This is a genomic window from Pseudomonas sp. 11/12A, from assembly GCF_000800055.1.
GTDB lineage: Bacteria > Pseudomonadota > Gammaproteobacteria > Pseudomonadales > Pseudomonadaceae > Aquipseudomonas > Aquipseudomonas mohnii.
The window spans coordinates 981,087-993,238 of the sequence record NZ_JUGV01000001.1; the positions used below are offsets into that span (position 1 = coordinate 981,087).

The 12,152-nt window shown below is 60.1% G+C and carries 11 protein-coding genes; 6 read left to right on the forward strand and 5 right to left on the reverse strand.

The window, feature by feature from the left end; genetic code table 11:
• Positions 1 to 199: 199 nt before the first annotated feature.
• The 4 genes from infA to trxB form a co-directional block, all read right to left on the reverse strand.
• Positions 200 to 418: a translation initiation factor IF-1 gene (gene infA, locus GQ39_RS04585; RefSeq protein WP_002553999.1), complete on the reverse strand. Its 219-nt coding sequence runs from the start codon at positions 416 to 418 to the stop codon at positions 200 to 202.
• 111 nt (positions 419 to 529) lie between these two features.
• Positions 530 to 1,237: an arginyltransferase gene (locus GQ39_RS04590; protein WP_047527699.1), complete on the reverse strand. Its 708-nt coding sequence runs from the start codon at positions 1,235 to 1,237 to the stop codon at positions 530 to 532.
• A gap of 68 nt (positions 1,238 to 1,305) precedes the next feature.
• Complete coding sequence (aat, locus tag GQ39_RS04595; protein ID WP_047527700.1) at positions 1,306 to 1,986, reverse strand: leucyl/phenylalanyl-tRNA--protein transferase; 681 nt, start codon at positions 1,984 to 1,986, stop codon at positions 1,306 to 1,308.
• A gap of 64 nt (positions 1,987 to 2,050) precedes the next feature.
• On the reverse strand, positions 2,051 to 3,010 hold the full coding sequence (gene trxB, locus GQ39_RS04600; RefSeq protein WP_047527702.1) for a thioredoxin-disulfide reductase: 960 nt from the start codon (positions 3,008 to 3,010) through the stop codon (positions 2,051 to 2,053).
• A gap of 318 nt (positions 3,011 to 3,328) precedes the next feature.
• On the opposite strand from trxB, the gene GQ39_RS04605 reads away from it, so the two are divergent.
• The 6 genes from GQ39_RS04605 (at position 3,329) to cysG (ending at position 10,964) form a co-directional block, all read left to right on the forward strand.
• On the forward strand, positions 3,329 to 5,740 hold the full coding sequence (locus GQ39_RS04605) for a DNA translocase FtsK (protein ID WP_081997843.1): 2,412 nt from the start codon (positions 3,329 to 3,331) through the stop codon (positions 5,738 to 5,740).
• Positions 5,741 to 5,806: 66 nt separating this feature from the next.
• A complete protein-coding gene (gene lolA / locus GQ39_RS04610; RefSeq protein ID WP_047527704.1) occupies positions 5,807 to 6,427 on the forward strand; it encodes an outer membrane lipoprotein chaperone LolA in 621 nt (206 codons plus the stop codon).
• 149 nt (positions 6,428 to 6,576) lie between these two features.
• Positions 6,577 to 7,899, forward strand: coding sequence for a replication-associated recombination protein A (locus GQ39_RS04615; protein ID WP_047527705.1), 1,323 nt, complete (start codon positions 6,577 to 6,579; stop codon positions 7,897 to 7,899).
• Complete coding sequence (crcB, locus tag GQ39_RS04620) at positions 7,899 to 8,273, forward strand: fluoride efflux transporter CrcB (RefSeq protein WP_047527706.1); 375 nt, start codon at positions 7,899 to 7,901, stop codon at positions 8,271 to 8,273. Before GQ39_RS04615 ends, crcB begins: the two co-directional genes overlap by 1 nt.
• Positions 8,274 to 8,288: 15 nt before the next feature.
• Positions 8,289 to 9,569: a serine--tRNA ligase gene (gene serS, locus GQ39_RS04625; protein ID WP_047527707.1), complete on the forward strand. Its 1,281-nt coding sequence runs from the start codon at positions 8,289 to 8,291 to the stop codon at positions 9,567 to 9,569.
• Complete coding sequence (gene cysG, locus GQ39_RS04630; RefSeq protein ID WP_047527709.1) at positions 9,570 to 10,964, forward strand: siroheme synthase CysG; 1,395 nt, start codon at positions 9,570 to 9,572, stop codon at positions 10,962 to 10,964.
• A 114-nt stretch (positions 10,965 to 11,078) separates the two neighbouring features.
• On the opposite strand, the gene GQ39_RS04635 is transcribed toward cysG, so the two are convergent.
• On the reverse strand, positions 11,079 to 12,080 hold the full coding sequence (locus GQ39_RS04635) for a glutathione S-transferase family protein (RefSeq protein WP_047527710.1): 1,002 nt from the start codon (positions 12,078 to 12,080) through the stop codon (positions 11,079 to 11,081).
• Positions 12,081 to 12,152: the final 72 nt, after the last annotated feature.

Below are 12,152 nucleotides of genomic sequence, written 5' to 3' on the forward strand. Positions count from 1 at the left end.
CGCCTTTTTGCTGTCTGTCAGATGTACGTCTGCCCCCTGTGGGAGCGAGCCTGCTCGCGAATGCGTTATATCAGTGAAAGAGATGCTGGCTGACACGACGCTTTCGCGAGCAGGCTCGCTCCCACATTGGTTGCGGTGGGCTTCAAATTTCGGACATACAAAAACGCCCGGCATAGCCGGGCGTTTTGTATTGACTTGATTAGCGAGCGCGGTAAGTGATGCGCCCTTTGCTCAAGTCATAGGGCGTCAGCTCGACGCGCACTTTGTCACCGGTAAGAATACGAATGTAGTTCTTGCGCATCTTGCCGGAAATATGCGCGGTTACGACGTGCCCATTTTCCAACTCCACACGAAACATGGTGTTGGGCAGGGTGTCGACGACAGTGCCTTCCATTTCGAAGCTGTCTTCTTTCGACATGCAGTAAAGCCCTCGGTGTCCAATGAATGGCCCGGTGCAACTGCGCCAGGCAAAAGCGGCGTGCATTGTGCCCGAAAAGTGGGGTTCAAGCCAAGGGGTTTAGGCCGTGCTCTAGTTCAGGGCAACCCAACGCTGGTTAATCAGCAGTTCAATGGGTCGATATTGCGTCTTGTAGCTCATTTTTTTGCAGTTCTTGATCCAGTAACCCAGGTAGACCGCGTCCAGCCCCAGGCGCCGGGCCTCGCCAATCTGCCACAGGATCGCGAAACGCCCCAGGCTTCGGCGGTCTTCGGCAGGCTCATAGAAGGTGTAGACCGCCGACAGACCGTTCGGCAGAAGGTCAGTGACAGCGATGGCCAGCAGCCGCCCGTCGAGGCGAAATTCATAGAAGCGCGAGAAAGGCAGGTCACGTACCAGGAATGTCGAAAATTGATCGCGACTCGGCGGATACATGTCGCCATCGGCATGACGCTGTTCGATATAGCGCTGGTAAAGGTCGAAATACTCTTCGCTGAAGCCTGGTTTTGCCGGGCGTACCTGCAAGTCGGCATTGCGTTTGAAAATGCGCTTCTGCTGACGGTTGGGGGTGAATTGTCCTACAGGGATGCGTGCAGGCACGCACGCATTGCAGTTTTGACAATGCGGCCGATAGAGGTGATCGCCACTGCGACGAAAACCCATTTCCGACAGGTCCGCATAGACATGCACATCCATGGGCTGGCTAGGATCGAGGAACAGGGTTGTAGCCTGCTCCTCTGGCAGATAACTGCAAGAGTGGGGCTGAGTGGCATAGAACTTCAAGCGCGCCAACTCGGTCATGATCAACCCTCGGGATAAACTTTTAATTAGGGGCGTCTCTAAGTGTAAGCCACGCGCGCGAAAGTCGCTCAGCAAACCCAGGTCGCACGGCTGGGCTGGTCCAGGTACTGCGACAGATAGCCGGCAAACGCGCGGCGGGGAATCGCTCGCGCACCGAGGCTATGCAGGTGGTCGGTCGGCATCTGGCAATCGATCAGCACGAAACCCCATTCTTTCAGGTGTTGCACCAAGGTGGCAAAGCCATACTTGGAGGCGTTGTCGGCGCGACTGAACATGGACTCGCCGAAAAACAACCGACCCATTGCCAGGCCGTACAGCCCGCCAACCAGTTCACCCTGATCCCAGACCTCCACCGAATGCGCATAACCGCGCTTGTGCAGCTCCAGATAGGCGTCCTGCATAGCTTGCGTGATCCAGGTGCCATCGGCGTAGTCGCGCGGTGCTGCGCAGGCACGGATGACGGCGGCAAAATCCTGGTCGAAGGTCACCTGATAGCGTTGTTGGCGCAGCAATTTGTTCAGACTGCGCGAGACGTGCAGTTCGTCGGGAAAAAGCACGGTGCGCGGATCCGGCGACCACCAGAGAATCGGCTGTCCTTCCGAGAACCAGGGAAAGCAACCGTGCCGGTACGCCCGGATCAGCCGGTCGGCGGACAGATCGCCGCCGGCGGCCAGCAGACCATTGGGGTCGCGCATGGCTTTATCCAGCGGCGGGAACGTCAGGGTATTGCGTTGTAACCAAGTCAGCATGGCGTCCGGGCTTGCAGAGAGGGGAGGGTAGTGGCGGATTGTCGATCCGCCACTTAGTGTGCCGTCAAACGACGGGAATGTCGTCGAGGTATTTTTCCGCGTCCAGTGCCGCCATGCAGCCGGCTCCGGCCGAAGTGACGGCCTGGCGATAGACATGGTCGGCCACATCGCCGGCGGCAAATACGCCAGCGATGGCCGTCGCTGTGGCGTCGCCTTCGCTGCCACCCTTGACCAGCAGGTAGCCGTCACGCATTTCCAGCTGGCCGGTGAAAAGGTCGGTGTTGGGCTTGTGGCCGATGGCAATGAACACGCCAGCGAGTGGCAGCTCCTGGGTGGCTCCGGTGTGGCTGTCACGCAGGCGCGCACCGGTGACGCCACTGGCATCGCCCAACACTTCATCCAGATGCTGGTTCCAGTGCAGGCGGATATTGCCATTGGCGGCTTTCTCGAAGAGTTTGTCCTGAAGGATCTTCTCCGAGCGCAACTTGTCCCGACGGTGAATCAGATGCACTTCCCTGGCAATGTTGGACAGGTACAACGCTTCTTCAACCGCCGTATTGCCGCCACCGATCACGGCGACGACCTGATTGCGATAGAAGAAGCCGTCGCAAGTCGCGCAAGCCGAAACCCCTTTGCCGGCAAACGTTTCTTCCGAGGGCAGACCCAGGTATTGCGCGGAGGCTCCGGTGGCAATAATCAGTGCATCGCACGTGTAGGTTCCGCTGTCTCCCGTGAGTTCAAACGGGCGCTGTTGCAACTTGGCCGTGTGGATGTGGTCGTAGACGATCTCTGTGTCAAAGCGTTCGGCGTGTTTTTGCATGCGCTCCATCAGGGCAGGGCCGGTGAGGCCTTCGACATCACCGGGCCAGTTATCGACTTCGACGGTGGTGGTGAGCTGGCCACCTGCCTGTATGCCGGTAATGACAACGGGTTTGAGGTTGGCGCGGGCGGCATACACGGCTGCGCTGTAACCGGCGGGGCCGGAACCCAGAATGATCAGGCGGTGATGCTTCGCTTCGCTCATAAAAACACCTCATAAGCCTTTGTCACAAAAGAGAATGCGTGCTCAAATTGAGTCGCACGTAATGTGCTTTTGACTATGCTGCAACCTAAGGTTTCAAGCATGGCATCGAACGAACAAACCCGTACAATGCGTGGTTGTCACAGTGTCTGTAACAAAATATGCAGTGCACTTCGTGTTTATAAAAACCGAGGCGCAATGTTAAAAGTAGTACTTGTTACGCCCGTTAACTTTTTACCTGCCTGGATTGGGCAGTTTTTTTGGCAGTTTTTATAGTCATTCAACAGATGGACGCGCCATAGGCGCAGGAAAAGAAGCGTTTTGAAGAAATCCACCGCAGCACCTAAACCAGCCGTCGTTCCGCTCTGGCGCCAGCATTTGCACTACCGACTCAAGGAAGGTGCATTGATCGCCATTGGTGCCTTGTGCCTGTTCCTGATGATGGCCTTGTTGACCTATGGCAAGGACGATCCGGGGTGGAGCCACAACAGCAAGATCGACGACGTACAGAATTTCGGCGGGCCGGCGGGCTCCTACAGCGCCGATATCCTGTTCATGGTGCTCGGTTATTTCGCCTACGTCTTCCCGCTGCTGCTGGCGATCAAGACCTACCAGATATTCCGTCAACGCCACGAGCCATGGCAGTGGAGCGGCTGGCTGTTTTCCTGGCGGCTGATCGGCCTGGTGTTTCTGGTGCTGTCCGGCGCTGCGTTGGCGCACATCCATTTCCATGCCGCGACCGGGTTGCCGGCCGGTGCTGGCGGCGCGCTGGGGGAAAGCCTCGGCGATCTGGCAAAGAACGCCCTGAACATCCAGGGCGGAACGCTGCTGTTCATTGCGCTGTTCCTGTTTGGCCTGACGGTGTTCACCGACCTGTCCTGGTTCAAGGTGATGGACGTCACCGGCAAGATCACCCTCGACCTTTTCGAACTGTTCCAGGGCGCGGCCAATCGCTGGTGGGCGGCCCGTACCGAGCGCAAGCAACTGGTCGCGCAGTTGCGTGAAGTCGATGATCGCGTGCATGACGTGGTCGCGCCGACCGTCACCGACAAACGCGAGCAGGCCAAGGTCAAGGAGCGCCTGATCGAACGTGAGCAGGCGCTGAGCAAGCACATGTCCGAGCGCGAGAAGCAGGTACCGCCTGTGATCGCGCCGGCCCCGGTCAAGGCGCCCGAGCCAAGCAAGCGCGTACAGAAAGAGAAACAGGCGCCGCTGTTCGTCGACAGCGCCGTGGAAGGCACCTTGCCACCGATCTCGATTCTCGACCCTGCGGAAAAGAAACAGCTCAATTACTCACCGGAGTCCCTGGCGGCGGTCGGTCACTTGCTGGAAATCAAACTCAAGGAATTCGGCGTCGAAGTTACCGTGGACTCGATCCATCCGGGTCCGGTGATCACCCGTTACGAAATCCAGCCGGCGGCCGGGGTCAAGGTCAGCCGTATCTCCAACCTGGCCAAAGACCTGGCGCGCTCCCTGGCCGTGACCAGTGTGCGGGTCGTGGAAGTGATTCCCGGCAAGACCACGGTCGGTATCGAGATCCCCAACGAAGACCGCCAGATCGTGCGTTTCTCCGAAGTGCTGTCGACGCCCGAGTACGACAATTTCAAATCGCCAGTCACCCTGGCCCTGGGCCATGACATCGGCGGCAAGCCGGTGATCACCGACCTGGCGAAAATGCCTCACCTGCTGGTGGCCGGTACCACCGGTTCCGGTAAGTCGGTGGGCGTGAACGCGATGATCCTGTCGATCCTGTTCAAGTCCGGCCCGGAAGACGCCAAGCTGATCATGATCGACCCGAAAATGCTCGAGCTGTCGATCTACGAGGGCATTCCGCACCTGCTGTGCCCGGTGGTCACCGACATGAAGGACGCCGCCAATGCCCTGCGCTGGAGCGTTGCCGAGATGGAGCGGCGCTACAAACTGATGGCGAAGATGGGCGTGCGAAACTTGTCGGGCTTCAACGCCAAGGTCAAGGAAGCCCAGGACGCCGGCGAGCCGTTGAGCGATCCGCTGTACAAGCGCGAAAGCATCCACGACGAAGCGCCGCTGCTGCAAAAGCTGCCGACCATCGTGGTGGTGGTCGACGAATTTGCCGACATGATGATGATCGTCGGCAAGAAGGTTGAAGAACTGATTGCCCGTATCGCGCAGAAGGCGCGTGCCGCCGGTATTCACTTGATTCTTGCGACCCAGCGTCCGTCGGTGGACGTGATCACCGGTCTGATCAAGGCCAACATCCCGACCCGCATGGCGTTCCAGGTATCGAGCAAGATCGACTCGCGCACCATCATCGACCAGGGTGGCGCCGAACAGCTGCTGGGCCACGGTGACATGCTGTACATGCCGCCGGGCACCAGTCTGCCGATTCGCGTCCACGGTGCGTTCGTTTCCGATGACGAGGTACACCGGGTGGTCGAAGCCTGGAAACTGCGTGGGGCGCCGGAATACAACGACGACATTCTCAACGGTGTCGAAGAGGCCGGTAGCGGCTTTGAAGGCAGCAGCGGTGGTGGCGACGGCGATGATCCCGAAGCTGACGCGCTGTACGACGAGGCGGTGCAGTTCGTTCTGGAAAGCCGTCGCGCGTCCATTTCCGCGGTTCAGCGTAAGCTGAAAATCGGCTACAACCGCGCTGCGCGCATGATCGAAGCCATGGAAATGGCCGGGGTCGTGACGTCCATGAACACCAACGGCTCGCGTGAAGTCCTGGCCCCCGGCCCGGTGCGCGACTGACCTGATTTTTGAAGGACGGCGTCTTGAGGCGCCGTCCGCACTCCCACGAATATTATGAGGACTCCCATGCGTCTTATCCGCATGCTGTTGCCGGTACTGGCCTTGACCACGCTCTCGGCCCACGCCGATGAAAAGGACGTGGCGCGTCTGACCCAACTGCTGGAAAAATCCCAGACCCTGACCGCACGTTTCTCCCAGTTGACCCTCGATGGTACAGGCACCCAATTGCAGGAAACGGCCGGTGAAATGTCCCTGCAACGCCCGGGATTGTTCTACTGGCACACCAATGCGCCAGCCGAACAGACCATGGTCTCCGACGGCAAGAAAGTGACCCTGTGGGACCCCGATCTGGAGCAGGCCACCATCAAGAATCTCGACCAGCGCCTGACCCAGACCCCAGCCTTGCTGCTGTCCGGTGACGTGTCCAAGATCAGCCAGAGCTTCGACATCAGCGCCAAGGAAGCCGGCGGCGTGATCGACTTCACCTTGAAGCCGAAAACCAAGGACACCCTGTTCGACAGCCTGCGTCTGTCGTTCCGCAATGGCCTGGTCAATGACATGCAACTGATTGACAGCGTCGGTCAGCGCACCAATATCCTGTTCACTGGCGTGAAGGCCAACGAGCCGATCCCGGCTTCGAAATTCAAGTTCGACATCCCCAAGGGTGCGGACGTGATCCAGGAATAAGACACAACCCCCTTGTAGGAGCGAGCCTGCTCGCGATGGGCGTTAACGATAACGCTGGCGGCCTGACACCCAGCGGTGCCTTGAGTCCATCGCGAGCAGGCTCGCTGCTGCAGTGGGGACGGTGTTCAATTGAGGTTTCAGAGGTAGTGATGGACCTGTTTCGCAGTGCCCCGATTGCCCAGCCATTGGCCGCCCGTTTGCGCGCGACCAATCTGGACGAGTACGTCGGTCAGGAACACGTGCTCGCTCGCGGCAAGCCATTGCGTGAAGCCCTGGAGCAGGGTGCCCTGCATTCGATGATCTTCTGGGGGCCGCCGGGCGTGGGCAAAACCACCCTGGCGCGTCTGCTGGCGGAAGTCTCGGACGCGCACTTCGAAACGGTGTCGGCGGTGTTGGCCGGGGTCAAGGAAATCCGCCAGGCCGTGGAAATCGCCAAGCAACAGGCCGGGCAATACGGCAAGCGCACCATCCTCTTCGTCGATGAGGTTCATCGCTTCAACAAGTCGCAGCAGGATGCGTTCCTGCCGTACGTCGAAGACGGCACGCTGATTTTCATCGGCGCGACCACGGAAAACCCGTCTTTCGAACTCAATAACGCCTTGCTCTCCCGTGCCCGCGTCTACGTGCTCAAGAGCCTCGACGAAGCGGCGCTGCGCAAACTGGTGCAGCGTGCGTTGACCGAAGAGCGTGGCCTGGGCAAGCGCCAGCTGACCTTGAGCGATGAAGGCTTCCAGATGTTACTGTCGGCGGCCGATGGCGATGGCCGGCGCCTGCTCAATCTGCTGGAAAACGCCTCGGACCTCGCCGAAGACAACAGCGAAATCGGCGTCGATCTGCTGCAAAGCCTGCTGGGCGATACCCGTCGGCGTTTCGACAAGGGCGGCGAGGCGTTCTATGACCAGATCTCCGCGTTGCATAAATCGGTACGTGGCTCCAACCCCGATGGCGCGTTGTACTGGTTCGCGCGAATGATCGACGGCGGTTGTGATCCGCTGTATCTGGCCCGGCGCGTGGTGCGCATGGCCAGCGAAGACATCGGCAATGCCGACCCGCGTGCGCTGAGCCTGTGCCTGGCGGCGTGGGAGGTGCAGGAGCGCCTCGGCAGTCCGGAAGGTGAACTGGCGGTGGCCCAGGCCATCACCTACCTGGCCTGCGCGCCAAAAAGCAACGCGGTGTACATGGGCTTCAAGGCCGCGATGCGCAGCGCCACCGAACACGGTTCCCTGGAAGTGCCGCTGCACCTGCGCAATGCCCCGACCAAACTGATGAAACAACTGGGCTATGGCGATGAATACCGTTATGCCCACGATGAGCCGGATGCCTACGCCGCTGGCGAAGACTATTTTCCGGAAGAGCTCGAACCTCAACCCTTCTATCAGCCCGTACCACGTGGCCTGGAATTGAAGATTGGCGAGAAGCTCAATCACTTGGCGCAACTTGACCGTTTAAGCCCCCGGCAGCGGAGAAAATAGTGGTTCCCTTGATCATTGCGGTTTCCGTCGGCGGGATGGCCGGCACGCTGTTGCGCTTCGCCACCGGTAACTGGATCAACGCTAATTGGCCGCGGCACTTCTATACCGCGACGCTGGCCGTTAATATCGTCGGCTGTTTGCTGATCGGCTTTCTATACGGTCTGTTTTTGATCCGCCCGGAGGTGCCGTTCGAGGTGCGCGCCGGGCTAATCGTCGGCTTCCTCGGAGGGCTGACGACTTTTTCATCCTTTTCACTGGATACGGTGCGCCTGCTGGAAAGCGGGCAGGTGCCGCTGGCCCTGGGCTATGCTGCCATCAGCGTATTCGGCGGGCTGCTCGCCACCTGGGCTGGCCTGTCCTTGACCAAACTTTGATAACGAGAGACCGACATGCTCGATTCCAAACTGTTACGTAGCAACCTTCAGGACGTAGCGGACCGCCTGGCATCCCGTGGCTTTGCCCTGGATGTTGCGCGCATCGAAGCGCTGGAAGAACAGCGCAAGACCGTCCAGACCCGCACCGAAGCCCTGCAGGCTGAACGTAATGCGCGCTCCAAATCCATCGGTCAGGCCAAGCAGCGCGGTGAAGACATCGCGCCGTTGATGGCCGACGTCGAGCGCATGGCGGGCGAGTTGAGTGCCGGCAAGGTCGAGCTGGACGCGATCCAGACTGAACTGGACTCGATTCTGCTCGGTATTCCGAACCTGCCGCACGAGTCGGTGCCGGTCGGCAAAGACGAAGACGACAACGTCGAAGTGCGCCGCTGGGGTACGCCGACCACATTCGATTTCCCGGTTCAGGACCACGTGGCCCTCGGCGAAAAATTCGGCTGGCTGGACTTCGAAACCGCCGCCAAACTGTCTGGTGCCCGTTTCGCCTTGCTGCGTGGCCCGATTGCCCGCCTGCACCGCGCCCTGGCCCAGTTCATGATCAACTTGCACGTCACCGAGCACGGCTATGAAGAGGCTTACACGCCTTATCTGGTCCAGGCCCCGGCGCTGCAAGGCACTGGCCAGTTGCCCAAGTTCGAAGAAGACCTGTTCAAGATCGCCCGCGAAGGCGAGGCCGATCTGTACCTGATCCCGACCGCCGAAGTGTCCCTGACCAACATCGTGGCCGGCGAAATCGTTGATTCGAAACTGCTGCCGATCAAGTTCGTTGCCCACACCCCATGCTTCCGCAGTGAAGCCGGTGCATCGGGCCGCGACACCCGTGGCATGATCCGCCAGCACCAGTTCGACAAAGTCGAAATGGTCCAGATCGTCGAGCCATCGACCTCGATGGAAGCCCTGGAAGGCCTGACCGCCAACGCCGAGAAAGTCCTGCAGTTGCTGGAGCTGCCATACCGCACCCTGGCGCTGTGCACCGGCGACATGGGCTTCAGTGCAGTCAAGACCTACGACCTGGAAGTGTGGATCCCGAGCCAGGACAAGTACCGTGAAATTTCGTCGTGCTCCAACTGCGGCGATTTCCAGGCCCGTCGCATGCAAGCACGTTTCCGCAACCCGGAAACCGGCAAGCCTGAACTGGTCCACACCCTGAACGGTTCCGGCCTGGCAGTCGGTCGTACCCTGGTGGCGGTGCTGGAGAACTATCAGCAGGCCGACGGTTCGATCCGTGTGCCTGAAGTGCTGAAGCCGTACATGGGTGGCCTCGAGGTCATCGGCTAAATGAACTATCTGCCGCTGTTCCATAACCTTCGCGGCAGTCGTGTGTTGGTCGTCGGCGGGGGGGAGATTGCCTTGCGCAAATCCCGCCTGCTGGCCGATGCCGGTGCGCTACTGCGGGTGGTCGCACCTGAAATCGAAACCCAATTGAGCGAACTGGTCGCCCTCAGCGGTGGCGAGTGCGTGCTGCGTGGTTACGTCGAGGCGGACCTGGACGGTTGCGGGCTGATCATTGCCGCCACCGATGACGAATCGCTGAACGCACAAGTCTCCGCCGATGCCCATCGGCGTTGCGTGCCGGTCAATGTGGTGGACGCGCCGGCCCTGTGCAGCGTGATCTTCCCGGCCATCGTCGACCGCTCGCCGCTGGTGATTGCCGTGTCCAGCGGCGGCGATGCGCCAGTCCTGGCGCGTTTGATCCGCGCCAAGATTGAAACCTGGATTCCCTCTACCTACGGTCAACTGGCCGGTCTGGCCGCGCGCTTCCGTAATCAGGTCAAAGGCCTGTTCCCGGACGTGCAACAGCGCCGGGCATTCTGGGAGGACGTGTTCCAGGGGCCGATTGCCGACCGGCAGCTGGCCGGGCAGGGCGCCGAAGCCGAGCGTTTGCTGCAAGCGAAAATCGACGGTGAAGCACCCGTGGCGACCGGTGAGGTGTATCTGGTAGGCGCCGGGCCGGGTGATCCCGACTTGCTGACCTTCCGTGCCCTGCGCCTGATGCAGCAAGCCGATGTGGTGCTGTACGACCGCCTCGTGGCGCCGGCAATTCTTGAACTGTGTCGGCGTGATGCCGAGCGGATTTATGTAGGCAAGCGTCGCGCCGATCACGCCGTGCCGCAGGATCAGATCAACCAGCAACTGGTGGACCTGGCCAGGCAAGGCAAGCGTGTGGTACGGCTGAAAGGCGGCGATCCGTTCATCTTTGGCCGTGGCGGTGAAGAGATCGAGGAACTGGCGGCCCAAGGCATCCCGTTCCAGGTCGTGCCGGGCATCACGGCGGCCAGCGGTTGCGCGGCGTACGCCGGGATCCCGCTGACTCACCGTGATTACGCGCAGTCGGTGCGGTTCGTCACGGGGCATCTCAAGGACGGTTCCACCGATCTGCCGTGGGCCGATCTGGTTGCGCCGGCACAGACCCTGGTGTTCTACATGGGCCTGGTGGGCCTGCCGATCATCTGCGAACAGTTGATCAAGCATGGTCGCAACGCGGATACCCCGGCGGCATTGATCCAGCAGGGCACCACGGTCAATCAGCGGGTATTTACCGGCACATTGGCCGATCTTCCACGGCTGGTGGCGGAGCATGAGGTGCATGCGCCGACGCTGGTGATCGTGGGTGAGGTGGTGCAACTGCGCGAGAAACTGGCGTGGTTCGAAGGGGCTCAGGCGCAGGTCTGAAAACCGAGTCGCGCCCATCGCTAGCAGGCTAGCTCCCACAGGGGGTTTGTGAACGACACAACCTGTGTGGGAGCTAGCCTGCTAGCGATGGGGGCCTGAAAAACGGCACAAGCTTCAGGCCTTGCGCCAAACCCCTTTGCCGCTCAACCGCTCCCGATCATGGGGCGCGGTGAAGTCCTGTTCCGGGCCTTTAGGCACGATACCGGTCGGGTTGATGGTCTTGTGGCTGCCGTAGTAGTGATGCTTGATGTGGGTGAAATCCACCGTCTCGGCAATCCCTGGCCACTGATAAATCTCCCGCAGCCAGTTCGACAGGTTCGGATAATCGGCAATCCGCCGCAGGTTGCACTTGAAGTGCCCGTAATACACCGCGTCGAATCGAATGATTGTGGTGAACAGACGGATATCCGCTTCGGTCAGGTATTCCCCTGTCAGGTAACGGTTGGCCCCCAGCAATTGCTCCAGCCGATCCAGTTCGGCGAACAATCCATCAAACGCTTCTTCATAAGCCTGTTGCGATGTGGCAAACCCCGCACGGTACACGCCATTGTTGACCGCCGGATAAATCCGCTCGTTCAGCGCATCGATCTCGCTGCGTAGTGGCGCCGGGTAGAAGTCCAAGTCGTTGCCGGTCAATGCGTCGAACGCGCCATTGAACATGCGGATGATTTCCGCCGATTCATTGTTGACGATGCGTTGCTGTTGTTTGTCCCACAGCACCGGTACGGTGACGCGGCCGGTGTAATCGGCGGTATCGGCGGTATAGCGCTGGTGCATGAAGTCGAAGTGATCGAGTTTGTCGCCGGTTGAGCCGTGGGACTTGTCGAAGGTCCAGCCGTTTTCCAGCATCAAGTAGCTGACCACCGATACGTCGATCAGCTTTTCGAGACCCTTGAGTTTGCGCAGGATCAGCGTGCGATGGGCCCACGGACAGGCCAGGGAGACATAAAGGTGATAACGACCGGCCTCGGCCGCAAAGCCACCGACACCGGTGGGGCCAGCCTGGCCGTCGGCCGTGACCCAGTGACGGCGCTGCGCCTGTTCACGCTGAAACGCGCCGTCCTTGCTGCTTTCGTACCATTTGTCCTGCCAGCGGCCTTCGACTAACAAACCCATGCTCAGACTCCTCAACCAATAATCGTTGGAGTCGAGTCTATTCCCATGAGTTCGAACAAAAAGCGCAAAGGT